Raw genomic sequence first — 24,498 nt, forward strand, 5'->3', positions numbered from 1 at the left:
GACTTTCAGTCCTGTTCGGCGGGCGGGGCGGTCACCGGCTCGCTGGCCGCCAGGCGCTCCAACGGCGCAAGCGCCTTGGTCAGGGTGTCCAGGTCGGACTCGCTGAGCTGGCTGAGCAACGCGGCCAACGCCGAGATCCGGTTGGTCAGCGACTCGCGGTGCACCGCTAACCCGCGCGGCGTGATGTCAACGAGCACCGCGCGCAGGTCCGACGGGTCGCGCGAGCGCTTCACCAGGCCGATCTTCTCCAGGCGGCGAATCGCGACGGTAGTCGTTGGCGTGCGGACTCGCTCGTGCGCGGCGAGGTCGGTCATCCGGATCGGACCCCGATCGAGCAGCGTCACCAGGATGGACAGCTGCGCCAGGGTCAGGTCTCCGGCTGTTGCGGCGCCGGCGCTGGGGTCACCGCGGCGCAGGATGGAAAACAGCTTGGCCAGCGTGCGGTGGAGGCCCTCTGCCAGCTGCGTGAGCTCCGGCGCGGTGGCTTCACGTTCCGCCATAGTTCGCCAGTCTAACCGATCTTGTGTTCGGCTTACCCGAAAATCGGTTTTGCTGTCAAAGCACTTGCGACAAGAATCGCTGCAGCCGCTCGGTTTCCGCCGCCTCGAAGATCCGATCCGGCGGCCCGGTTTCCACCACCTGACCGTGGTCCATGAAGACCACCGTGTTGGATGTCGACCTGGCGAAACCCATTTCGTGGGTGACGACCAGCATCGTCATGCCCTCGTGGGCCAGGTCGGCGATCAGCGCGAGGATGCCCTTGACCAGTTCGGGATCCAGCGCCGACGTCGCCTCGTCGAACAGCATTACCTGCGGGGCCATTGCCAGCGCGCGGGCAATCGCGACCCTTTGCTGCTGCCCGCCCGACAGCGCGCCGGGGCGGCTATCGGCCTTGTGTTTCATGCCCACCCGATCCAGCTGGGCCAGCGCCAGCTCGCGGGCCGCGTCCACGGAGAGGCGCTTAAGCCTGCGCGGCGCCAGCATGACGTTGTCGAGCACGGTGCGGTGCGGGAAGAGGTTGAAATGCTGGAACACCATCCCAATTCGCTGCCGGAGCCGATTGGGATCGTCGCCCCGCACCGAGCGTCCGTCGAGCAGGATGTCGCCGCGGTCGGGCTCATACAGCCGGTTCAACACGCGCAGCAGTGTCGACTTGCCGGAGCCCGACGGGCCGATCACCGCCACCGTGCTGCCCGCGGCCGCGTCGATGTCCACTCCGCGCAGTACCGTGTTGTGACCGAACGACAGGTGAATGTCCTTGCCCGCCAGCGATACCGACTGCGGGCGCTCCAAGCGATCCGTCACGTCATCTCCTGACTGGTCGTCGAGGCGATCCGGTCGAGTGCGTTCTCCGGCTCAGCAGGAGAGCGGCCGTGGCGCAGCCGGTTGTCGACGAAGTTCACCAGATGAGTCAGCGGGATGGTCAATATCAGATAGAAGATCCCCGCGGCCACCAGCGGTGAGAGGCTGCCGGTTTGCGCGTTGAGGTCGCGGCCGACCTGGAACAGTTCCCGCTGACCGGCGATCAGGCCGAGGAAGTACACCAGCGCGGAGGCCTTCAGCAGCGCGATGAACTGGTTGACCAGCGCGGGCAATACCCGGCGGATTCCCTGCGGTACCACCACCAATCGCATCGAGGTGCGGTAGCTGAGCCCCAACGCCCGCGAGGCCTCCAGCTGACCGGACTCCACGCTTTGAATTCCGGAGCGGAAAATCTCGCCGACGTAGGCGGCGGCGGTCAAACCCAGCGCCGCGATGCCCAGGGGATACGGGTTGTTGTGGGTCAGCCCGCCCACCACCGGGCCGAGCCCAAGCCCGATGAGCAGGATGATCACCACTTCGGGCAGGCCGCGGAAGATGTCGGTGTACACCCGCGCCGGCCAACGCAGCCAGCGCACACGCGAGATTCCGGCGACCGCCAGCATCATCCCCACGGTCAGGCCGATGATGCTGGCGCTGACGGTCAGGATCAACGTGTTGGGTAAGCCGGTTTTCAGCAGGACGGGGATGGCCTGCTGGTAGAGGTCCCAGTCGAGGAAGGACTCGCGCAGCTGGGCGAGCGTGGACGTCGGGGCGGGCGGTCCGGCCTTGGGCCGGTGATGGCGCTCGGCGATTCGGGCGAAGTCCGGCAGATGCGGCGTCTGCGCCGCCTTCGATCCCGGTTTCCAGTCCGGCGGCAGCGGACGCGGAACCCATTCGGAGTAGAGACCCGACCAGGTGGCGTCATTGATGACCGCGTCCAGCCCCGAGTTCAGCGCGGCGATCAGCGGGCGGTTCTCTTTGGCTACCGCGTAGGCCACGAAGTCCCCTTCGTTGAACGCGTTGGCGACGATCGCGGCGGGATCCCCGGGCCGCACCGCGTTCATCGCTTCCAGCCCGCCGGCCACCCAGGCATCGATCTGATGGGTCTTGAGGCTGGTGTAGGCGGTGGTGATGTCGGGGAACTTCACCGGTTGCAGATGCAGCGTCTCGACCACGTAGGCGTCTTGCACGGTGCCCTGAACGACACCGATACGCTGCCCGGCCGCGAGGTCGTCGAACCCGGTGATCGGTGAGCCGGGCTGGACCACCAGCGAGGCATAGCCGAAGTCGTAGCCGTTGGTGAAGTCGACCGTGCGCCGGCGCACGTCGGTGGCCATGATCGATGCCGAGCCGACGTCAAAGCGCCGCGACGCGACCTGGGCGAGCAGGCCGGCGAAGTCGGTGCCGACGAAGCGGACCTGCAACCCCAGCTTTGCGGCAATGGCCCGCAACAGTTCGTTGTCGAAACCGGTGAACTGCCCGTTGGTGTTGATGCAAGTGTTCGGCGGCGCCTCGGACAGCGTGCCGACCGTCAGGGTGCCCGGACTGATCAGGCCAAGCGCCCCGACGTCCACCGAATCCAGCGGCTCGACATCCGCGGTCGTGTACTTGTCTTCGCGAGGACGGGTGGCTTTGGCCAGCTTCGGAGGTAACTCGGTGGCGCTTTGCACCCCGGGCGGGGCGCACTGATTGGGAGCGGCCGTGGCGGGCGGCGCCGACCCGAGGCCGCACACCATCAGGATCGCCGCGATCAGCGCGACCAGCTTTCCGGCGTTGAGGTTCATGGCCCCAACCTAACGGCCGGTTCAGAACGCAACCGCGGGCTTTTGCGACGGAGCGAGAACGCGGCGGCGAACCAGTTCGGTCACCATCACCTTCGCCATCAACTCAGCGCAGCCGGCGCACGCGGCCCGCGCGGCGTCGGGGTCGCGGCGGTGGATCGCCGCGGTCTCCTCTTCGTAGAACGGCAGCATCTCGACCATCACGTTCGGGTAGCTCTGCAAGAACGCACGCGGAATCAGGCCCCGCGAGGCGCGAATTGCCGCGCGCAGCCTCGGCCCGGCGTACTCCTCGTTGACGGCGCGCCGATACTCGTGCGCCGCCGCCTCGAATGCACGAAGCTCCTTCGCATTACGCAGCGCGCGCATCACGGTGTCGAGCCGGCCGAGGATCCGCGGCGTGGGGTTGGCGGCCGCGCGAGCCGACGCGAGTCCGTTCAGCACGCCGTGCACCTCGTAGTGTTCGCGGATGGTGTCCTCGTCGAATCGCTCGACGAACGCGCCCCGGTGATATTGCGTGGAAAGCAGCCCGTCGTGTTCCAGCTGCCCGACGGCTTCCTGAACCGGAACCCGGCTCATCCCCAAGTGCTGGGCGATCTCGTTGCGGTCGACCCGGTCACCGGTGCGCAGCTTGCCGGTCAGCACCAGGTGGAAGATGTAGGCAACGACCTGATCTTTTTCTTTGGCGCCGTATTTCTTTGGCATGTCCGGGGAAGTGGCGGCTAGAGGTTATCGCGCCACCGGCACAATACTTCGGCGGCGCTCAGGTCGTAGTCGGGTCCGGTGGATCCGACGGTCAGCAGGTTCACCCCGAGGCCCGTCAGTGCTTCGGCGTCGGCGATCAGCTCGGCATGGCCCGCGCGACCGGTCTCCCCACCGACGGCGGCCGAGCGTTCGATGGTATCCGGATCGCGCCCGACCGCGGCGCAGTGTTCGGCCAGCACGGCCGACTTCGCCGGATAGTCGTCGGCGGTGGTGAAGCTGTGCCACATATCGGCATGCTCGGCGACCAGACGCAGGGTCTTCTTCTCGCCCCCGCCGCCGATCAGCAACGGAATCTGCCGCGTCGGCGGCGGATTGAGCTTGCCCAGTCGCGATTTGATCCGTGGCAGCGCGGCAGCCAGGTCGTCGAGACGACTGCCGGCGGTGCCGAACTCGTAGCCGTATTCGGTGTAGTCCTTACGTTTCCAACCCGACCCGATGCCAAGGATCAGACGACCATCGGATATGTGGTCGACGGTGCGGGCCATGTCGGCGAGCAGTTCCGGATTGCGGTAGGAATTGCAGGTCACCAGCGCGCCGATTTCGATGCGCGACGTCTGCTCGGCCCAGGCAGCGAGCATTGTCCAGCATTCGAAATGCGGACCGTCTGGATCGCCGTACAGCGGGAAGAAGTGATCCCAGTTGAACGCGACGTCGACGCCGATGTCCTCGCAGCGACGGACCGCGTCACGGATTTTGCGGTATTGGGCAGCATGCTGCGGCTGCAGCTGCACGCCGATACGCACGGAGCGAAGGGAGGAAGTCATACTGCCACGTTAGCCGTCGAGCACTGTCCGCACGATGTCGACCAACGCCCGAGGCTGGTCGCTCTGCACAGAATGCCCGGAATTCTCTACGACGTGCGTGCCACGGAATTGCGATGCACGGCTGGCTAATTCGTCTGCGTCGTCGTCGGTGACGAAGCCCGACTTGCCGCCCCGCACCAGGGTGATCGGCGCGGACAGCCCGTCGACGATGTCCCACAGGCTGTCGAAATCGGGAACCGTGCGGATCCTGTCGTAACGCCACGTCCAGCGACCGTCGCCCAGCCGACGGGAGTTGTGAAATACGCCGCGGCGCAACGCTTTCACGTCGCGGTGGGGCGCCGCTGCAGTGGTCGACTCCAACATGGCTTGGAAGCTGTCGAATTCGCGATCGCCGTGCATCAAGACCACCGTGCCTTGCTGTTCGGCAGTCAGCTCACTGTGGCGCCGCAACGCCGACGGGGTGACGTCGACAAGGATGAGCTCTTGCAGCAGGTCGGGTGCGATCGCGCCGAGCCCGATCGCGGTCAGCCCGCCCAGCGACATGCCGACGACGAGATCGGCGGACGGCGCAAGCTCGCGCACTACCGGCGCCAGCGTGGCGGCGTTGCGCTGCGGGGAGTAGTCGCCGTCGTCGCGCCAGGCCGACCGGCCGTGGCCGGGAAGGTCCAGCGCGAGGGCCGGCTCACCCAGCCCGACGATCACGGTGTCCCAGGTGTGCGCGTTCTGCCCGCCGCCGTGCAGGAACACGACCCGCGGTGGGCGCTCGCCCCACTTCAGCGCGCTGATCGCGCCCACGTCGACCCGTTGCACGACGGGCAGCGGACCGGAAACGCCGGCCTGTTCGGCGTTTTCGTGCAGCAGCGCAAACTCAGGCAGATCAGCGAGCCCGTCGTCAGCAGTCGCCACGGGGCAGCTCCTAGCCGACGATGAACTCTTCCAGCTGTGCGCGGGCGATGTCGTCGGGCAGCTGCTTCGGTGGGCTCTTCATCAGATACGCCGACGCAGGGATCACCGGTCCGCCGATGCCGCGGTCCTTGGCGATCTTGGCGGCCCGCACGGCGTCGATGATGACCCCGGCCGAGTTCGGCGAGTCCCACACCTCGAGCTTGTACTCCAGGTTCAACGGCACGTCGCCGAAGGCACGACCCTCCAGCCGCACGTAGGCCCATTTGCGGTCGTCGAGCCAGCCGACATGGTCGGACGGGCCGATGTGCACGTCCTTGGTATTGAACTCCCGCTGCACGTTCGACGTGACGGCCTGGGTCTTGGAGATCTTCTTCGACTCCAGGCGCTCACGCTCGAGCATGTTGAGGAAGTCCATGTTGCCGCCCACGTTGAGCTGCATGGTGCGGTCCAGCTGCACACCGCGGTCCTCGAACAGCTTGGCCATCACTCGGTGCGTGATCGTCGCGCCGACCTGGCTCTTGATGTCGTCACCGACGATCGGCACTCCGGCGTCGGCGAACTTCTTGGCCCACACCGGGTCCGACGCGATGAACACCGGCAGCGCATTGACGAACGCCACGTTGGCGTCGATCGCGCACTGGGCGTAGAACTTGTCGGCCTCTTCCGAGCCCACAGGCAGGTAGGAGACCAGCACGTCCACCTCTGCGTCGCGCAGCACCTTGACCACGTCGACCGGCTCGACGTCCGAGAGCTCGATGGTGTCCGCGTAGTACTTGCCGATGCCGTCCAACGTCGGTCCGCGCTGCACCGTCACGTTGGTGGGCGGCACGTCCGCGATCTTGATGGTGTTGTTTTCGGAGGCGAAAATCGCGTCCGACAAGTCGAATCCGACCTTCTTGGCGTCCACGTCGAATGCGGCGACGAACTTCACGTCGCGAACGTGGTACGGCCCGAACCGCACGTGCATCAAGCCAGGCACCGACGATGTCTCGTCGGCATTCTGGTAATACTCGACGCCCTGTACCAGCGAGGACGCGCAGTTACCGACGCCGACAATCGCGACCCGGATCTCCGGCTGAGCCGCCGGTGCCCCAAACGGCTTGTGCTCACTCATACGGGGTTCTCCTTACTCATACCTCTGTGGTGGATGTTGTCGTTCGCCTGGCTCTAGGACTGCTCGGCGCGGCGTTGCGCTACGCGTTCGGCCGCGATCAACTCGTTGAGCCAATTGACTTCTCGTTCGCTTGACTCCAGCCCGAGTTGATGTAGCTGGCGGGTATAGCGGTCAAGCGAATTAGTCGCCCGCGCCACTGCTTCACGCAGGCCTTCCCGACGCTCTTCGACCTGCCGACGGCGGCCCTCCAGGATGCGCATCCGCGCTTCGGCGGGAGTGCGGTTGAAGAATGCCAGGTGCACTCCGAAGCCGTCGTCGGTGTAGTTGTGCGGACCGGTGTCGGCGACCAGCTCGCTGAAGCGCTGCTGGCCGGCTTCGGTCAATTCGTACACTCGCCGCGCGCGCCGCACCGGCGTCCCGGCCGGGGCGGCGTTCTCGGCGATCAGCCCGTCCGCCTGCATCCGTCGCAGCGCGGGGTAGAGCGACCCGTAAGAAAAAGCCCGGAACGCCCCCAGTAGACCGGTCAGCCGTTTACGCAGTTCATAGCCATGCATGGGCGACTCGAGCAAGAGTCCCAGGATGGCAAGCTCCAGCACCGAGTCACCTCCTTTGCTCGATCGTTGTGACACTTGATGTGTCGGGACACAGTCTCGCGTCATAGTATCGTCCCGATATATTTGCCACCACACCAGCTGGTGTTCGCATCGCGTTCAGCCGGTATTAGCCGAGCGGTCAGGACGGACGGATGATCTGGCTGACGGTGCCGTCGCCGGCGAACTGGATATAGCCGCTGCCGTAATCGCTGGACACGTAAACCGACAGCGACAGCGCACCCGGCCTGGTCGGGTCCCCGGACGGCTCGACGATCAGATATGTGCTCTTGACGTCCGACTGCTTGATGCCCAGTGTTTGGGGAGCACCCCGCAGGATGCCTACGACCGCCGCGGGGTCGAAGCTGCTCAGGTCGACGGCAGCGGCCGCACTGCTTTTGGACGAACCGGTCGGATTGCCCCATCCGCCGCGATAGGTGTAGCTCAGTTGGCGTCGTGGTTCGCGGGGGTCCGGGCGATCCATCACCGCGTACTCGGGGTAGACCACCAGCCGAAAGCCCATTGTGTCGCCGAACTTTTTGCGGGCCGCGTCCAGCAGCCCGGTCAGACCGCCCACGGACTGCAGCTGCTTGGGCGGGGTCAGCACCACCGGCGCAACGCCGTCGGGCTTCGCACCGGGATCGGATGTGAAGCTCAGCGGTGAGCTGGTGTTGCCGTAGAGCCCCCAGCCGATGCCCATCCCGAACAACACCGCGACGACCAGAGCGGCCGCGACGATGCCCCAGCTGCCGAACTTCGGTCGTGAGCGCAGCGGCGTCAGCTGCACCGGGGCGCTGGCGGTCTGCAGGTCAGCGACCAGAGCGTGCAGATCGGCCAGCGTGACGGCGGCAGTGGCCGCGCTGACCCGTTCCCGGTGTTCCTCCATCGACAGCTGACCCTCATTGAGCGCCGAGTCGAGGATCCGGCAGGTGTCGTCCCGGTCGCTGTCTTTCGCCCGGGTAGCAGCCACGGCGATGATCGTATGCGGCGTGCGGGCCCGCGGGTTGAAATCACCATGGTTGCAAGCCTGTTGGGTGCGGCCGACACCGGGCATAAATAGATAGCGTGTCAATACACCTTCATTGGTTTCTTCCCACTTACGGGGATTCCCGGAATCTCATCGCCGGCGGCCACGGGAGCACGATGCACGGCGACCGGCCGGCCGATTTGAAGTACCTCATTCAGCTCGCCCAGGCCGCCGAGGTCAACGGCTTTGAGGCCGTGCTCACCCCGACCGGCCAATGGTGCGAAGACGCCTGGCTGACCACCGCCATGCTGATCAGCAGCACCGAGTCGCTGAAGTACTTGGTGGCGTTGCGGCCCGGCCTCATCAGCCCGACGCTGGCCGCGCAAATGGCGGCCACGTTTCAGTGGCAGTCGCAGGGACGGTTGCTGCTGAACGTGGTCACCGGCGGGGAGAGCATCGAGCAGCGCAAGTTCGGCGACTTCCTACCCAAAGAGGCCCGCTATGCCCGGTGTGGCGAGTTCCTCGACATCGTCCGCCGGTTGTGGACGTCTGCCGAGCCGGTGACGGTGACCGCAGAACACGTGCGCGTCGAGAAGGCGTCGTTGGCGCGGCGCCCCGATCCGGTGCCGGCCATCTTCTTCGGCGGCTCCTCACCCGAGGCCGGCGACGTCGCGGCCAGCTTCGCGGACACGTATCTGACCTGGGGTGAGCCCCCCGACCAGGTCAGCGAAAAGCTCGACTGGATCCGAGGTCTGGCCAAGGCCCGGGGCCGGGAACTGAGCTACGGCATCCGCCTACACGTGATTTCCCGCGACACCAGCGAGCAGGCCTGGTCGGAGGCGCACCGGCTGCTCAGTGCTCTCAGTCCGCAAACCGTAGCGGCCGCGCAACAGTCGCTCGCCCGATCGGAGTCCGAGGGGCAACTCCGGATGCGCCGATTGCATGGCGAGGGCAGCGCTTTCGATGCCGGCGTGGACGCGCGACGTCTCGAGATCTACCCCAACCTGTGGTCGGGCGTTGGGTTGGTCCGCGGCGGCGCCGGCACCGCGTTGGTCGGTTCGCACCAGGAGGTCGCCGAGCGGATCACCGAATATGCCGAGCTGGGCCTGGACCACTTCATCCTGTCCGGCTATCCACACTTGGAGGAGGCATACACGTTCGGCGAGGGAGTGCGCCCGATCCTGGCCCGGCGTGGCCTCCTGGGTGACGGCGTCGAACTCGACAAGCCGACCGAGCCGGCCCGGTCGGCGTTCCTTCCGAGCGTCGGGGACGTCAGTGCCTCCTAGCCTGATCGAATTCGCACCGCCTCAACAACTCGACATCGACCGCAGCGCGCGCCGCACGGTGCTCGCTGCCAGCGTGGTCGGCACCACCGTCGAGTGGTACGACTTCTTTCTCTATGCGACGGCCGCCACGATCGTCTTCAACCATGCGTTCTTCCCGTCGCAGAATTCCACCTTGGGCACATTGTTGGCATTCGCCACTTTCGCCGTCGGATTCGTGATGCGCCCGATCGGCGGATTCGTGTTCGGCCACATCGGCGACCGCATCGGTCGGAAACGCAGCCTGGCGCTGACCATGCTGTTGATGGGCGGGGCGACCAGCTTGATGGGCGTGTTGCCCACGGCGTCGCAGGTGGGGATCCTCGCGCCGGTGCTGCTGGTGGTGCTGCGAATCATTCAGGGGTTTGCGCTGGGCGGTGAGTGGGCCGGCGCCATGTTGCTAGCCGTCGAGTACAGCCCCGAAGATCGGCGCGGAATCTACGGCAGCGCACCGCAGGTTGGCCTGGCGCTGGGGCTGGCCTTAGGCACGGGCGTGTTCGCGATGCTGCAGCTGCTGCTGCCGGCGCACGCGTTCGCCAGTTACGGATGGCGAATCGCGTTCCTGCTCAGTGTGGTGTTAGTTGCCTTCGGGTTGGTGGTGCGGCTGCGGGTGGCCGAAACACCGGCCTTCCAGGCGATCCAGGCGCGCGCGGAAACTTCGGCTGTTCCGGTGCGGGAGGTCTTCACGCGTCCGGCCCTGCGCCTCACCCTGCTCGGTCTGGTATCCCGATGGGCGGAAGGCGCCGCGTTCAACACGTGGGGGGTGTTCGCCATCGCGTATGCAACAGGGACCCTTGGGCTGGGCAAGGTTCCGGTGCTGTCGACAGTCACCATCGCCGCGCTGGTGATGGCGGTGCTGCTGCCGGTATCCGGTCGCTTCACGGACCGATTTGACGCGCGGATGGTGTACGCCACGGGCGTCGCGATGCTCGGGCTGGCCGTGTTCCCGGTGTTCGCGATGTTCGCCGCCCACAGCATCATTTGGTACGCGGTGGGCATGGTGCTGGCATTCGGTGTGATCCACGCCTGGTTCTATGGCGCGCAGGGCACCCTTTATGCCTCGCTGTTCCCCACTCGAATCCGCTACACCGGGCTGTCCACCGTCTATCAGCTGTCCGGGATTTATGCGTCCGGCCTCACACCGTTGATACTGGCCAGCCTCATCGCGGCCGACCACGGCAACCCCTGGTATGCCTGCTGCTATCTGGTTGTCACGGCCGTATTCAGCGTCGGTGCGACGCTGCTGCTCAAACCGAGTTGATCGGCTGGCACGCCAGGCTAGCTCTCGGCAACGCCGACACGGACGTACTCTGGTGTGCGTGCGATTGCAGCGACAGGTAGTGGACTATGCGCTTCGGCGTCGCTCCGTGCTGGCCGAGGTGTATTCCGGGCGAACCGGGGTGTCCGAAGTATGTGACGCCAATCCCTACTTGCTGCGCGCGGCGAAGTTTCACGGGAAGCTCAGCCCGGTGATGTGCCCTATCTGCCGGAAAGAGCAGCTCACCCTGGTGTCGTGGGTATTCGGCGATCATCTGGGCGCGGTATCCGGTTCGGCGCGTACCGCCGAAGAGCTGGTCTTGCTGGCATCGCGATTCGAGGAGTTCTCGGTACACGTGGTGGAGGTATGCCGGACCTGCAGCTGGAATCACTTGGTCAAGTCGTATGTGCTCGGCGCAGCCCGTCCGCCCCGAGGGTCGCGCAGCACGCGGACGGCGCGCAACGGCGCCCGCACGGCCAGTGAATAACGAAGGGCAGCAAGACCGCTCGGCCCGTGACGCCCCGAAGGGGCCGGCGGCCGACGGCGCGCCCAAGCCCAAGCCGACTCGGCGACGTCATCCGGTCCCGCCTGATGACCGGTTGACCACCGTGTTGCCGCCGGTCCGCGACGACACGTCGCTGCCGTTGCGGGATCCGATCGAAGCGGTCAAGGCAGCACTGGACGGTACGGCGCCGCCGCCGCGCGCGGAGCGCCGCGACCCGACGATCGATGCGGTCAAGGCTGCGTTGGACGGTAAGGCATCGGGTCCTCGCCGACCGCCCACCGGCAGCCGCCCGCCGCGGAGCAGCCGGCCTGGGGGTGGCCCGCCCGGCCGCCGTCCGCCCGGGGGAAGTCCGCCCGGGGGAGGTGCGCCCGGGGGCCGTCCCCCCGGTCCGCCGCCGTGGAAACTGCCGCAGCTGCCCAACTGGGACTGGATTCACCGAATCGACTGGACGTGGCTGCGCCGGATCAACTGGTTGTGGGTGCGGCGCGGACTCTACGTCGCGGCCGTGGTGATGTTGCTGTTGCCGATCGTCACCTTCGCGATGGCCTACTTCATCGTCGACGTCCCCAAGCCCGGCGACATCCGTACGAATCAGGTCTCGACGATCTTGGCCAGCGACGGTTCAGAGCTCGCCAAAATCGTTCCCCCGGAAGGTAACCGGGTCGATGTCAAGCTCGAGCAGGTGCCCGTGCATGTGCGTGAGGCGGTACTCGCCGCCGAAGACCGCAATTTCTATTCCAACCCGGGCTTTTCGATCTCCGGTTTCGCGCGCGCGGTCAAGAACAATATGTTCGGCGGCGACTTACAGGGCGGCTCGACGATCACCCAGCAGTACGTCAAGAACGCGCTGGTCGGGTCGGCGCAGTACGGGTGGAGCGGCCTGATACGCAAGGCCAAGGAACTGGTCATCGCCACCAAGATGTCGGGCGAATGGTCCAAAGACGATGTGCTGCAAGCCTATTTGAACATCATTTACTTCGGACGAGGCGCCTACGGGATCTCCGCGGCCTCGAAGGCGTATTTCGACAAACCCGTCGAGCGGCTCACCCTCGCCGAGGGAGCACTGATGGCGGCGCTGATCCGGCGGCCGTCCAGCCTGGACCCCGCCGTGGACTTGGAGGGCGCCAAGGTACGGTGGAACTGGGTGCTCGACGGGATGGTGGAAATAGGTGCACTCTCGCCGAAGGACCGTGCGGCCCAGGTGTTTCCGACGACGGTGCCGCCCGAGCAGGCCCGCGCGCAGGACCAGACCACCGGACCCAACGGGCTGATCGAGCGGCAGGTGACCAGGGAGCTGCTCGACCTGTTCAACATCGACGAGCAGACCCTCAACACGCAGGGCCTGCAGGTCACCACGACCATCGATCCGCAAGCGCAGAAGGCCGCCGAGAACGCGGTGTCGAAGTACCTCGAGGGTCAGAACCCGGACATGAGGGCCGCCGTCGCGTCCATCGACCCGCATACCGGGGCGGTGCGGGCCTACTACGGCGGCTCGGACGCCAACGGCTTCGACTTCGCGCAGGCCGGCCTGCAGACCGGGTCGTCGTTCAAGGTGTTCGCGCTGATCGCCGCGCTGGAGCAGGGCATCGGGCTGGGCTATCAAGTGGACAGCTCGCCGTTGACGGTCAACGGCATCAAGATCTCCAACGTCGAGGGCGAAAGCTGCGGAACCTGCAACATCGCCGAGGCGCTCAAGCGCTCGCTGAACACCTCGTACTACCGGCTGATGCTGAAACTGAAAAACGGTCCGGAAGACGTGGCCAACGCCGCACACCACGCGGGCATTGCGGAAAGCTTCCCCGGTGTGGCGCATACGCTCTCCGAAGACGGTCAAGGCGGACCGCCGAACAACGGAATTGTGTTGGGCCAGTACCAGACCCGGGTGATCGACATGGCCTCGGCGTACGCCACGCTGGCCGCCTCCGGCGTGTATCACCGCCCGCATTTCGTGCAAAAGGTGGTCAACTCGGCCGGCCACGTACTGTTCGATGCCAGCACTTCCGATAACTCCGGTGAGGAACGGATTCCGAAAGACGTCGCCGACAACGTCACCTCCGCGATGCAGCCGATCGCCGCGTATTCGAACGGCCACGCGTTGGCCGGTGGCAGACCGTCGGCGGCCAAGACCGGCACCACCCAGTTGGGTGACACCGACGCCAACAAGGACGCGTGGATGGTCGGCTACACGCCGTCGCTTTCGACGGCCGTGTGGGTGGGCACAGCGCGGGGCGACCATCCGCTGGTGAACAAGTGGGGCTCCCCGGTCTGGGGCTCGACTCTGCCGTCGGACATCTGGAAGTCGACCATGGACGGCGCTCTCAAGGGCACCTCCAGCGAGTCCTTCCCCAAGCCAACCCAGATCGGCGGCTACGCCGGGCCGCCCGCCGCGCCGCCCCCGCCACCTCCGCCGCCGTCGCAGACGGTCATCCAGCCCACGATTGAAGTGGCGCCGGGCATCACGATTCCGGTGGGGCCGCCCACCACCGTCCCCGTCGGGCCCGCCCCGCCGTTGGTGCCGGCGCCGCCGGGGGGCGGAGTGCCCGCGCCGGGAGCCGGAGTGCCCGCGTCTCCTGCGCCGCCGCCGTGACGGACGTCGAGACGGGCCGCCCCACCGTCTCGCCAGGGCCGTTGGCCTCGGACCTGCGCACCGCCGAGGACCGCGATTGCCCCAGCCGCACAGACTTTCTGGGCGCGGCGCTGTCGAATCTCGTCGGCGGCCCAGTGGGCCGGCACGCGATGATCGGGCGCGCGGCGTTCCTCACCCCGCTGCGGGTGATGTTCCTGATCGCGGTGGTGTTCTTGGCGTTGGGTTGGTTGACGAAGGCGCCCTGCCTGGTGACCACCGGGTCAGGGCCGGGTGACCAACGGGTCGCCAATTGGCAGAATCAGCGCGCCTATTACGAGCTGTGCTACTCCGACACCGTGCCGCTGTACGGCGCAGAGTTGTTGAGCCAGGGCAAGTTTCCGTACAAGTCGAGTTGGGTTGAAAAGGATCCCGACGGCAAACCGCAGACCCGCTATGACGGCAAGCCTGCGGTGCGCTACATGGAGTATCCGGTGGTCACCGGGGTTTATCAGTACATGTCGATGGCGTTGGCCAAGACCTACACCGCACTGAGCAAGTTGATTGCGCTGCCCGTCGTCGCCGAGGTGGTGGTGTTCTTCGATGTTGCGGCGTTCGGCTTGGCGGTGGCTTGGCTGGCGACGGTCTGGGCCACTGCGGCCCTGGCGGGCCGACGGGTGTGGGACGCCGCGCTGGTGGCGGCGTCCCCACTGCTGATCTTTCAGATCTTCACCAATTTCGATGCGCTGGCAACAGCTTTCGCGGTCGGTGCGCTGCTGGCGTGGGCGCGGCGACGACCGGTGCTGGCCGGTGCGCTGATCGGACTCGGTATCGCCGCGAAGCTGTATCCGCTGTTGTTGTTGGCTCCGCTGCTGGTGTTGGGAGTCCGCACCGGGCGTCTACGCGAAGTGGCCCACACCGCGGCCGCCACCGCGTTGACCTGGCTGCTGGTGAATTTGCCGGTGATGGTGCTCTTCCCCAGAGGCTGGTCGGAGTTCTTCCGGCTCAACACCCGTCGCGGCGATGACATGGACTCGCTGTACAACGTCGTCAAATCGTTCACCGGCTGGCGTGGTTTCGATCCGGACCTGGGTTTCTGGCAGCCGCCACATGTGTTGAACACCGTAGTGGCAGTGCTATTCGTATTGTGCTGTGTGGCAATCGGTTACATCGCCCTCACTGCTCCACAGCGGCCCAGGGTGGCGCAGGTGGCGTTTCTGGTGGTGGCGGCATTCCTGCTGACCAACAAGGTGTGGAGCCCGCAATTCTCACTATGGCTGGTGCCATTGGCGGTGCTGGCCTTGCCGCATCGCCGGATCCTGTTGGCGTGGATGACGATCGATGCTTTGGTGTGGGTGCCGCGAATGTATTACCTCTACGGCGTCCCCAACCGTGGGCTGCCCGAGCAGTGGTTCACCGCCACGGTGCTGATGCGCGACGTCGCGGTGCTGGCGTTGTGCGCGCTGGTGGTCCGCCAGATCTACCGGCCCGGCGAAGATCTGGTGCGCTGGGGCGGGCGAGTCGACGATCCCGCCGGTGGCGTGTTCGACCGGGCCGACGACGCGCCGCCCAGCTGGCTGGCGCCGTGGCTACGACCGGCTGCGCTACGGCAGCCGGCACCAATAGCCGCGCCGACGCCGTCGAGTGTGCGATGAGGGCGTCGAGTGTGCATTGACGGCGGCGCGCCTCGGCGTGTCGTCGCCCTGGACGCACGCTCGACACCGGATTTCGCAAGCTCACCAGCTGTCCGGTAGCCTGAGTCGGTTGCCGACGCAGGCGACCCTCCTGCCACGGACAAGACCGTGGCCGCACACGACCATAGGAGGTGATGAGGTTCCCATGCGTCCATACGAAATCATGGTCATCCTTGACCCCACCCTCGACGAGCGCACCGTCGCCCCGTCGTTGGAGACCTTCCTCAACGTCGTCCGCAAGGACGGCGGAATGGTCGAGAAGGTCGACATCTGGGGCAAGCGCCGGCTGGCGTACGAAATCGCCAAACACGCCGAGGGCATCTACGCCGTGATCGACCTCAAGGCCGCGCCCGCGACGGTGTCCGAGCTCGACCGCCAGCTCAGCCTGAACGAGTCCGTGCTGCGGACCAAGGTGATGCGCACGGACAAGCATTAGCCTGTGGGCGAATGGCCGCGGGATGTCAGAGCCGTTGCCTAGGCTCAGCCAAATGCCCGCCGGAGCCCAGGCGGACCTAGGAGGAAATTGTGGCTGGTGACACCACCATCACCGTCGTCGGAAACCTGACCGCTGACCCGGAGCTGCGGTTCACGCCGTCGGGTGCTGCCGTGGCGAACTTCACCGTGGCCTCGACACCGCGGATCTACGACCGCCAGAGCGGAGAATGGAAAGACGGCGAGGCGCTGTTCTTGCGGTGCAACATCTGGCGGGAGGCCGCGGAGAACGTCGCCGAAAGCCTGACCCGCGGATCGCGGGTGATCGTGCAGGGTCGGCTCAAGCAGCGCTCGTTCGAGACCCGCGAGGGCGAGAAACGCACGGTGGTCGAGGTCGAGGTCGACGAGATCGGCCCGTCGCTTCGATACGCCACCGCCAAGGTGAACAAGGCCAGCCGCAGCGGCGGCGGAGGCGGCGGCTTCGGCAGCGGCGGGGGATCCCGGCAGGCGCAGGCGCCGGCCCAGGCCAGCGGCGGCGGCACCGGCGACGACCCGTGGGGTAGCGCCCCGGCCTCCGGCTCGTTCGGCGGCGGCGACGACGAGCCTCCCTTCTAATACCTGAATTACAGAGCGAAAGAGAACGACATGGCGAAGTCCAACAAGCGGCGCCCGGCTCCGGAAAAGCCGGTCAAAACACGCAAATGCGTGTTCTGCGCCAAGAAAGACCAAGTGATCGACTACAAGGACACCGCGCTGCTGCGCACATATATCAGCGAGCGGGGCAAGATCCGCGCGCGCCGGGTCACCGGCAACTGCGTGCAACACCAGCGCGACATCGCGCTCGCGGTCAAAAACGCCCGCGAGGTGGCGCTGCTGCCCTTCACCTCCTCGGCGCGGTAAGCACGCAACGCAGAACGGACACCATCAAAAAATGAAGCTCATTTTGACCGCCGACGTCGACCACCTCGGTTCCGCCGGCGACACCGTCGAGGTCAAGGACGGGTACGGACGCAATTTCCTCCTGCCGCGTGGCCTGGCGATCGTCGCGTCGCGTGGCGCGCAGAAGCAGGTTGACGACATCCGGCGGGCCCGCGCCTCCAAGCAGGTTCGCGACCTCGAGCATGCCAACGAGATCAAAACCGCGATCGAGGCGCTGGGCCCGGTCGCGCTGCCGATGAGGACGGCCGCCGACTCCGGCAAGTTGTTCGGCTCGGTGACCCCCGGTGACGTCGTCAGCGCCATCAAGAAGGCCGGCGGACCCAACCTCGACAAACGGGTCGTCCGGTTGCCCAAGGGGCACATCAAGGTCGTTGGTAATCACCCGGTCACGGTGCATCTGCACCCCGAGGTGGACGTCGAGGTCGCCCTCGACGTCGTCGCGCAGGGCTAGCGCCCCGCATCGGTCATCCCCGGTGGCGGTCTGAGTGGCTGCCGCCGGGGCGCTGACGCATCCTCTGGCGAACTTCCGCCCGAGTCGAACCGATAGCGAACGTAACCGTCTGTTAACGCGCCCAATCATTGCCTGCAACGCAACACGCCCGAAATGGCAACCCGGGCCGACACGCCGAAGAGATTCTCATCCACACAAAGTGTGTGGCGTTGTGTTCCGCTTATCTGCAGTGATGCCGCGATCCCCGATATTGCTCCACAGGTTCTCCACACCCCCTCAACACAGCCGCTCACAGATATGCACACGCGATGCACAGTTTCATGAACAGGGCCGCTTGGAGTCCTTGCCAGCAACCTTTAGCGTCAACCGTCGCGAGGCGATGCCGCTATGCGTTGGGCTGTTCGGGGTGAGTGATGTCGGAGGCATGGCCTAGCGTCAAGTCGTAGGTGTCGAATATGCGTTCGAGTGCCGCGTCGAGGAGGTGGGGAGGCCATGGCAGTCGTTGACGACCTCGGCTATCCCGGCACCGACGCGCCCAGCGAGGACTTCGGACGTCAACCTCCGCAGGATGTCGCGGCCGAGCAGTCGGTGCTGGGCGGGATGCTGCTGAGCAAGGACGCCATTGCCGACGTGCTGGAAAAGCTGCGCCCCGGCGACTTCTACCGCCCGGCGCACCAGAACGTCTACGACGCCATCCTGGACCTGTACGGGCGCGGGGAGCCGGCCGACGCGGTGACGGTCGCCGCCGAGTTGGACCGCCGCGGCTCGCTGCGCCGGATCGGCGGCGCGCCCTATCTGCACACCTTGATTTCGACGGTGCCGACGGCGGCCAACGCGGGCTACTACGCGGGGATCGTGGCCGAGAAGGCGCTGCTGCGCCGCCTCGTGGAAGCCGGCACCCGGGTGGTGCAGTACGGCTATGCCGGCGCGGAGGGCTCCGACGTCGCCGAGGTGGTCGACCGGGCCCAGGCCGAGATCTACGACGTGACCGATCGGCGGCTCTCCGAGGACTTCGTCGCGCTGGAGGATCTGCTGCAGCCGACGATGGACGAGATCGATGCGATCGCGTCGGCCGGGGGGTTGGCGCGCGGAGTGCCGACCGGTTTCACCGAGCTCGACGATGTGACCAATGGCCTGCATCCCGGCCAGATGATCATCGTCGCGGCCCGCCCTGGGGTGGGCAAGGCGCTGGCATTAGACACGCCGCTGCCGACACCGGATGGCTGGACGACGATGGGCGACGTCGCCGTCGGTGATGAGCTGCTGGGTGCCGACGGACAGCCCACGCGGGTGGTGGCCGCGACCGAAGTCATGTTGGGCCGGCCATGCTACGAGGTCGAATTTTCTGACGGCACGGTGATCATCGCCGATGCCGATCACCAATGGCCGACGGGTTATGGCGTCCGCCCGACGGCCGAATTGCGTAGCGGGCTGGACACTATCGCCGCAGCTGGATCGATCGCCAGCTACACCGAACGCCGCGGAACCGCCACCTTGATGGCCCCGGTGCTGCATGTGGACGCGGTGCGCCGGGTTTCCAGCGTTCCGGTGCGCTGCGTGCAGGTCAACAACGCTGCGCGGCTGTATTTGGCGGGCCGCGGCATGGTCCCCACGCACAACTCGACCCTTGGGCTGGATTTCCTGCGCTCGTGCTCGATCAAGCATCGGATGGCCAGCGTCATCTTCTCGTTGGAGATGAGCAAGTCCGAGATCGTGATGCGGCTGTTGTCGGCGGAGGCCAAAATCAAGCTCGCCGACATGCGCTCGGGCCGGATGAGCGACGACGACTGGACCCGGTTGGCGCGGCGGATGAGCGAAATCAGCGAGGCGCCACTATTTATCGACGACTCGCCGAACCTGACGATGATGGAGATCCGCGCCAAGGCACGGCGGCTGCGGCAGAAGGCCGATCTGCGGCTGATCGTCGTGGATTACATGCAGCTGATGACTTCGGGCAAGAAGTTCGAGTCGCGGCAGGTGGAGGTGTCCGAGTTCTCGCGTAACTTAAAGCTTTTGGCGAAGGAACTCGAGGTTCCGGTTGTCGCGATCAGCCAGTTGAACCGCGGTCCCGAACAGCGCACCGACAAGAAGCCGATGCTGGCCGACCTTCGGGAGTCGGGTTGTCTGACCGCATCGACGCGAATCCTGCGCGCCGACACCGGCGCCGAGGTGACGTTCGGTGAGCTGCTGCGCACCGGCGAGCGTCCCCTGGTGTGGTCGCTGGATGAGCAGCTACGGATGGTTGCCCGGCCAATGACCAACGTGTTCCCGAGCGGTCGCAAAGAGGTGTTCCGCCTGCGGCTGGCGTCGGGACGTGAGGTCGAGGCCACCGGAAACCATCCCTTTATGACGCTCGACGGTTGGACGCCATTGGAGCAGTTGACGGTTGGCGACCGGCTGGCAGTTCCGCGCTCAGTTCCGGAACCAGTCCACACGCAACGGATGGCAGATTCCGAGGTAATCCTGTTGGCGCACATGATCGGTGATGGGTCATGCGTCAAGAACCAGCCGATCCGATACGCCTCAGTCGACGAAGCCAACCTAGTCGCGGTCGCCCTCTCGGCAATGTACTTTGGAGTGACGGCAGTTCGCGACGATTACCCTGCTGCTCGGGTGACAACTCTCCGTCTGCCCGCGCCGTATCACTTGACGCATCGTCGGCGCAATCCAATCGCCGCGTGGTTGGACAAGCTCGGTCTGTTTGGATTGCGCAGCTACGAAAAGTTTGTGCCACAGCGGGTTTTCGCATTGCCGAACGACCAGGTGGCGCTGTTCTTGCGGCACTTATGGGCCACCGACGGTTCGGTGTCCTGGGACGACAAAGTGGGTCAGGCCCGCGTTTACTATGCATCGACGAGCCGACGTTTGATCGATGATGTGGCAGCGCTCCTGCTGCGCGTCGGTGTGCTCGCCCGGATCAAGCGCGTAATTAAAGCCGGTTATCGCGACTGCTGGCACCTTTACATCTATGGCGCAGAGAATCAGACAAGGTTCCTACGCCATGCCGGCGTGCACGGTGTGAAAGCTGTTGCCGCGCAGGAGGTGCTAACCCAGCTCGACGGCATTGTTCGCAATACCAATCTGGACACTGTGCCGAAAGAGGTGTGGACGCTAGTCAAGGCGTCGTTGGTGAGTCGACAGATGACGCACCGCCAGTTCGCCGCCGCTATGGGTACGCAGTTCTGCGGCTCCGCGATGTGGAAGCACGCGCCCAGCCGAGGACGCTTGCACCGCGCTGCGGGGTTGCTTGAGGACCGTGAGATTCATGCACTGGCCACGAACGATGTGTTCTGGGATCAGATAGTGGAGGTCACAAGTCTGGGCGTGATGGATGTCTACGACGGAACAGTGGATGACACACACAATTTCGTCGCCAACGGTATCAGTGCACATAATTCTCTGGAACAAGATAGTGACGTCGTCATCCTGCTACACCGACCGGATGCCTTCGAGCGCGACGATCCCCGCGGCGGCGAGGCCGACCTGATTCTCGCCAAGCACCGCAACGGCCCGACGAAGACGGTGACTGTTGCTCACCAGCTGCACCTGTCGCGCTTCGCGAACATGGCGCGCTAAGTGTAGGTTCTCAAATCCCGTGTCCGATTCTCAAATGAAATGTCCACTCGGTGTCCAATTGGACATTGGAGTGAGACAAGCGCGAACCGGGGTTCGTGCCAGTGGCTGTGCGATCGTTGGTCGGGGGCTGCGCATTTCGAGCTGTTGCGCGGCGGCGAGCTAATGCAGCTGACTCTGCGTTGCAAGGGGGTGGTCTTTAGTGGTCACACGCTGGCAATGACGAACCTGCTCGTCACGGCCAAGCAACTGCCGAGGCATGGCAGCTGGGCTTCGCTGCGTCACCTAGTGGCGCCGGCCAACAGGGCCCTGGCCGCGTCTTTCGCGCGACGGGCAGCCCTGGGGTCGCGCCCCGAGCCGGCCACCGCGAATGCGCCGTCGACTAGTAGCGATATCTGCGCCGTCAAATCCTCAGTGGCGCATCCTGATTGGGCTAGCATTTCACCAACCAATCGTTCTCGCGAGCGCAGATGATGCAACGCTGCCTGACGTACCGGATGCTCAGGCCCGCCAATTTCCAATGCGGCATTGAGGAATGCGCACCCGGCGGTCGCGCTGGACGACAGCACAGTATCGATGACGTCGAAGAGCGCAAGGATGACTGGTTCACCCGTGCGCTTAGCGCGCTTCTGCGCAGCGGCGCGAAGGGACTGGATCGCGGCGGCGTCCCGAGCTTCCAATGATGCCGCCACGAGCGCATCCTTGGATCCGAAATGCTGGTAGAGAGTCCGCTTGGTGACACCAGCAGCGTTGACGATCGCGTCGACACCGGTTGCGGTGATGCCGCGTTCGTAGGTCAGCTCCGCCGCAGCCGATAACAGGGACTCGCGCGCCGACGATCTCACGTCCACCACGGCCGCAACTATACCGACAGTTCGGTATATCAGGACGAAGGCAGGTGAGCCGACTTCGGCATTGCAGTATACCGACCGATATGTATACTGCGAAGCGCCCGAAGATAGTGTGACCAACAGGAGTAGTGCCATGCCAGTTGTCCGGATGAGCGTGCCCGCGGGAGCCTTGAGCGCCGCGCAGAAGAGCGAATTGATCACTCGCATAACCGATGTCGTAGTCGATGTGGAGGGCATCGAGGAGTTGCGGCCCATGGTGCACGTGCTCATCGATGAAATCGCCGACGGCGGTTGGGGCACGGGGGGTCGCGCGTGGACCCTGGCCGCTCTGGCCGAAGCCTTCGGCACCAAGCGCGACAACACTGCATCGTGAGCATCCAGTCACTGGTGTACGTGCAGCCAGGCAAAGTGGAGTGGCGCGAAGCTCCAACGCCGCGGCTGCAGGGAGCTGGCGAGGCGTTGGTTGAACCGGTTTCATCGAGTCGCTGCGACTTCGACCGGTTCATCGTTTCCGGCGGTACTCCATTCGACGGACCCTTCGCGATCGGGCACGAGGCCTTGGTCCGCGTCGTCGAGTGCGGGGATGCCGTGCGTGGGTTCGCGCCGGGGGATCTCGCGTCGATCCCTCCCACCATCTCTTGTGGAGAATGCCGTCGCTGCCAGCGCGGCTTGAACGCTTACTGCAGTCGGGTTCCACCGGCGTCGGCGTTCGGCGTGGGCGCGGGCTTCGGTGGTCTATACGACGATCTCGTCCGCGTGCCGTACGCCGATGCGATGCTCGTGCCGGTCCCGGCCGGCCTAAACCCCGCCGACCTGGCCGCGGCCGGGGACAGCACCAGCATGGGGCACACGATCATGTCGGCCGCGCACACCCGCGGGGCCAAGCGCGTGATGGTTCTTGGGGGCGGCGAGCATGGCCTCTTCCAGGTCGCCTTCGCCCATCTGCTCCTGGATCCGGAGGTCCTCGTCTACATCGATACCGACGCCGAACGGCGCAGAACTGCCCACGAGCTAGGCGCCACGAGTGTGCACGATTCACCGCCGGGTTCGTCTGTCGGGCCGCTTGACCTGCTCGTCGACGCCGCTTGCAACCGAGACTGGTTGCACCAGACGATCTTGCTCGTCGAACCCGACGGGGTCGTAGAGTGCACGGGAGGCTACTTCGGTGACCTCGCACTGCCGAGCTTTCCAATGTACGTGGCCGGCACCCAGATTCGGTTCGGGCAAGCGAATACGTTGGCTCATATCGGACCGACGCTAGAGGTGATCGCTAGCGGACGTCTCAAGCCCTCCGCCGTGTGGGCCAATCACGTCAGCTGGTCGGAACTGCCCGCCGCTTACGTTGAGCAGTCGGGCAAGCTGATCGCCACTCGATGATTGACGACAGTCCAGCCCACCACCCGAAAACCGCTGGACCGTTGATGACACTGGCCGGCAGCGTGCCGGCCGAAGTGCGACTGCAACGGCGCCCGCGCAAAAATGACGCGGCCCAACGGCATTCGTCCGAGGAGTTGCCAGTCGCACTGGAGGGCGAAATGCCGGCCTGGGTCAGCGCGTCGGCTGGGTCTGCGATGTGTCGATCCACCGGTCGATGATCTTTGCGGTCAGAGCCTGGCCGTCGCGCATGATCCGGGTTATCCCCAATACCCAGCTGTCGCCCATCGGCCGTCGTTCACCAAAACTCGACTTAGCTGGCCGTGTGGCTTTCGAGCCCGTCATTGCCGCCAACGCTCTGGGACTGCGGTTCATGATTCAGCTCGCCGTTGACGGTGGTCCGGTTCATTCCGGTGTCGGTGAGCCGACGTCCTCGGCCAAACTCTGCACAACCGACGCGGCCGCGAGCGAACCTGTCGCGATTGCCGCGGCCACCTGCGGCATCTGTGTCGCAATGGTGTCGCCCGCGGCGAAGACTCCGGGAACTGTTGTCCGGTAGAGCGCATCGACTGCGATGGGGTTCGCCGCCGCCAGCGTCGGCTCACCGAATCCGACCCCGAGCTGTTCGCTCAGCTGCGACCGCTGGTGCAGTGTCGTCGCGACGAGCAGGCCGCTGCGTGCCAGCTGAGTTCCGTCGGTGAACACAACGGCTTCCAATTCTCCAGCGCTTGACGCGAGTTCGGCCACGGGCCGCTCGTCGATCACCACGCCTGCTGCGGCCAACCGGGATCGGTGGGCATCGTCGAGCTTCGCAGGCCCTCCAGTCAGGAGCACAATGTCGTCGCTCCATCCCCTGAGCAATAACGACGCACGCACTGCCCGCTCACCGTTGGCCAATACGGCCAACGGTTGATCGCGGACCTCCCAGCCGTGGCAGAACGGGCAGTGGAACACCGACCGCCCCCACAACTCTGCAAGTCCCGGCAGAGCAGGTGGCCGGTACTCCATGCCAGTGGCCAGCAGCACCTGACGCGTGCGTTCACGCCGACCGTCGGACAGTTCGAGTTCGAACACATCGCCGGCACGCTCACCTGCCACCACCTCGCCGGTACGCACTTCGACGGACGGGTAAGCCGCAATCTCGCGCCGCCCGGCCTCGTACAGCTCGCCCGGTGGTCGGCCGTCGTGACCTAAAAGCCCGCCGATGCCGTGAGCGGCCAGGTTGTTCTGCTGACCCGCGTCGACCAGTAGCGTTCGCCGCCGCGCCCGGCCCAGTACCAGGCCTGCGCTCAAGCCCGCGGCGCCGCCACCGACGACGACGCAGTCCCATGTAGTGGTCATGACCCAATC

General features: G+C 65.6%; 23 protein-coding genes. 12 read left to right on the forward strand and 11 right to left on the reverse strand.

From position 1 onward, the window contains the following. Positions 1-5: 5 nt before the first annotated feature. From AWC06_RS17180 to AWC06_RS17220, 9 genes are all read right to left on the reverse strand, one after another. The gene (locus tag AWC06_RS17180; protein WP_085199217.1) at positions 6-500 is read right to left on the reverse strand and encodes a MarR family winged helix-turn-helix transcriptional regulator; all 495 of its coding nucleotides are present in this window, start codon (positions 498-500) and stop codon (positions 6-8) included. A 55-nt stretch (positions 501-555) separates the two neighbouring features. Then, the gene (locus tag AWC06_RS17185; protein WP_280522672.1) at positions 556-1,305 is read right to left on the reverse strand and encodes an amino acid ABC transporter ATP-binding protein; all 750 of its coding nucleotides are present in this window, start codon (positions 1,303-1,305) and stop codon (positions 556-558) included. Then, positions 1,302-3,086, reverse strand: a complete 1,785-nt coding sequence (locus tag AWC06_RS17190; RefSeq protein ID WP_085199218.1) for an ABC transporter substrate-binding protein/permease — start codon at positions 3,084-3,086, stop codon at positions 1,302-1,304. Before AWC06_RS17190 ends, AWC06_RS17185 begins: the two co-directional genes overlap by 4 nt. A 21-nt stretch (positions 3,087-3,107) precedes the next feature. After that, a complete protein-coding gene (locus AWC06_RS17195) occupies positions 3,108-3,785 on the reverse strand; it encodes a GntR family transcriptional regulator (RefSeq protein ID WP_085199219.1) in 678 nt (225 codons plus the stop codon). A gap of 17 nt (positions 3,786-3,802) precedes the next feature. Next, on the reverse strand, positions 3,803-4,609 hold the full coding sequence (locus AWC06_RS17200; protein WP_085199220.1) for an LLM class F420-dependent oxidoreductase: 807 nt from the start codon (positions 4,607-4,609) through the stop codon (positions 3,803-3,805). Positions 4,610-4,618: 9 nt separating this feature from the next. After that, positions 4,619-5,515, reverse strand: coding sequence for an alpha/beta fold hydrolase (locus AWC06_RS17205; RefSeq protein ID WP_085199221.1), 897 nt, complete (start codon positions 5,513-5,515; stop codon positions 4,619-4,621). A 10-nt stretch (positions 5,516-5,525) separates the two neighbouring features. After that, positions 5,526-6,629 (reverse strand): inositol-3-phosphate synthase, encoded by a 1,104-nt coding sequence (locus tag AWC06_RS17210; RefSeq protein WP_085199222.1) that lies wholly within the window; start codon positions 6,627-6,629, stop codon positions 5,526-5,528. Between the two features lie 53 nt (positions 6,630-6,682). Continuing rightward, on the reverse strand, positions 6,683-7,225 hold the full coding sequence (locus tag AWC06_RS17215; RefSeq protein WP_085199223.1) for a PadR family transcriptional regulator: 543 nt from the start codon (positions 7,223-7,225) through the stop codon (positions 6,683-6,685). A gap of 136 nt (positions 7,226-7,361) precedes the next feature. Further along, positions 7,362-8,198, reverse strand: a complete 837-nt coding sequence (locus tag AWC06_RS17220; RefSeq protein WP_227371207.1) for a DUF1707 SHOCT-like domain-containing protein — start codon at positions 8,196-8,198, stop codon at positions 7,362-7,364. An 86-nt stretch (positions 8,199-8,284) separates the two neighbouring features. Between AWC06_RS17220 and AWC06_RS17225 the strand changes: the two genes are divergently transcribed. The 10 genes from AWC06_RS17225 (at position 8,285) to AWC06_RS17270 (ending at position 20,926) form a co-directional block, all read left to right on the forward strand. Further along, complete coding sequence (locus AWC06_RS17225) at positions 8,285-9,472, forward strand: LLM class flavin-dependent oxidoreductase (protein WP_211281984.1); 1,188 nt, start codon at positions 8,285-8,287, stop codon at positions 9,470-9,472. A gap of 1 nt (position 9,473) precedes the next feature. Continuing rightward, positions 9,474-10,769, forward strand: a complete 1,296-nt coding sequence (locus AWC06_RS17230) for an MFS transporter (RefSeq protein WP_211281991.1) — start codon at positions 9,474-9,476, stop codon at positions 10,767-10,769. Between the two features lie 58 nt (positions 10,770-10,827). Continuing rightward, positions 10,828-11,253: a DUF5318 family protein gene (locus AWC06_RS17235; RefSeq protein WP_085199429.1), complete on the forward strand. Its 426-nt coding sequence runs from the start codon at positions 10,828-10,830 to the stop codon at positions 11,251-11,253. Continuing rightward, entirely contained in the window at positions 11,246-13,858 is a 2,613-nt protein-coding gene (locus tag AWC06_RS17240; protein WP_139820102.1) for a transglycosylase domain-containing protein, read from the forward strand. The genes AWC06_RS17235 and AWC06_RS17240 overlap by 8 nt, the downstream gene beginning before the upstream one ends. After that, positions 13,855-15,489, forward strand: a complete 1,635-nt coding sequence (locus AWC06_RS17245; RefSeq protein ID WP_085199226.1) for a glycosyltransferase family 87 protein — start codon at positions 13,855-13,857, stop codon at positions 15,487-15,489. The genes AWC06_RS17240 and AWC06_RS17245 overlap by 4 nt, the downstream gene beginning before the upstream one ends. Before the next feature lie 184 nt (positions 15,490-15,673). Then, positions 15,674-15,964 carry a 30S ribosomal protein S6 gene (rpsF, locus tag AWC06_RS17250; RefSeq protein ID WP_085199227.1) on the forward strand — a complete coding sequence of 97 codons (291 nt, stop codon included), beginning with the start codon at positions 15,674-15,676 and terminating at the stop codon, positions 15,962-15,964. An 89-nt stretch (positions 15,965-16,053) separates the two neighbouring features. Then, the gene (locus tag AWC06_RS17255; RefSeq protein ID WP_085199228.1) at positions 16,054-16,575 is read left to right on the forward strand and encodes a single-stranded DNA-binding protein; all 522 of its coding nucleotides are present in this window, start codon (positions 16,054-16,056) and stop codon (positions 16,573-16,575) included. Positions 16,576-16,605: 30 nt separating this feature from the next. Further along, positions 16,606-16,860, forward strand: coding sequence for a 30S ribosomal protein S18 (rpsR, locus tag AWC06_RS17260; protein WP_045375648.1), 255 nt, complete (start codon positions 16,606-16,608; stop codon positions 16,858-16,860). 31 nt (positions 16,861-16,891) lie between these two features. Beyond that, complete coding sequence (rplI, locus tag AWC06_RS17265) at positions 16,892-17,350, forward strand: 50S ribosomal protein L9 (RefSeq protein WP_085199229.1); 459 nt, start codon at positions 16,892-16,894, stop codon at positions 17,348-17,350. Between the two features lie 492 nt (positions 17,351-17,842). Then, positions 17,843-20,926 (forward strand): replicative DNA helicase, encoded by a 3,084-nt coding sequence (locus AWC06_RS17270; protein ID WP_085199230.1) that lies wholly within the window; start codon positions 17,843-17,845, stop codon positions 20,924-20,926. Positions 20,927-21,204: 278 nt separating this feature from the next. Here AWC06_RS17270 and AWC06_RS17275 read toward each other — a convergent pair whose 3' ends face one another. Further along, positions 21,205-21,777: a TetR/AcrR family transcriptional regulator gene (locus AWC06_RS17275; protein WP_211281985.1), complete on the reverse strand. Its 573-nt coding sequence runs from the start codon at positions 21,775-21,777 to the stop codon at positions 21,205-21,207. 130 nt (positions 21,778-21,907) lie between these two features. Here AWC06_RS17275 and AWC06_RS17280 point away from each other — a divergent pair, with 130 nt between their 5' ends. Together AWC06_RS17280 and AWC06_RS17285 are read left to right on the forward strand one after the other, a co-directional pair. Further along, entirely contained in the window at positions 21,908-22,147 is a 240-nt protein-coding gene (locus AWC06_RS17280) for a tautomerase family protein (RefSeq protein WP_085199232.1), read from the forward strand. Further along, positions 22,144-23,151 carry a zinc-dependent alcohol dehydrogenase gene (locus tag AWC06_RS17285; RefSeq protein ID WP_169715371.1) on the forward strand — a complete coding sequence of 336 codons (1,008 nt, stop codon included), beginning with the start codon at positions 22,144-22,146 and terminating at the stop codon, positions 23,149-23,151. The genes AWC06_RS17280 and AWC06_RS17285 overlap by 4 nt, the downstream gene beginning before the upstream one ends. Positions 23,152-23,553: 402 nt before the next feature. Here AWC06_RS17285 and AWC06_RS17290 read toward each other — a convergent pair whose 3' ends face one another. Further along, a complete protein-coding gene (locus tag AWC06_RS17290; RefSeq protein WP_085199234.1) occupies positions 23,554-24,489 on the reverse strand; it encodes an NAD(P)/FAD-dependent oxidoreductase in 936 nt (311 codons plus the stop codon). Between the last annotated feature and the right edge of the window lie 9 nt (positions 24,490-24,498).

It is taken from the genome of Mycobacterium fragae, from assembly GCF_002102185.1.
Classification (GTDB): Bacteria; Actinomycetota; Actinomycetes; order Mycobacteriales; family Mycobacteriaceae; genus Mycobacterium; species Mycobacterium fragae.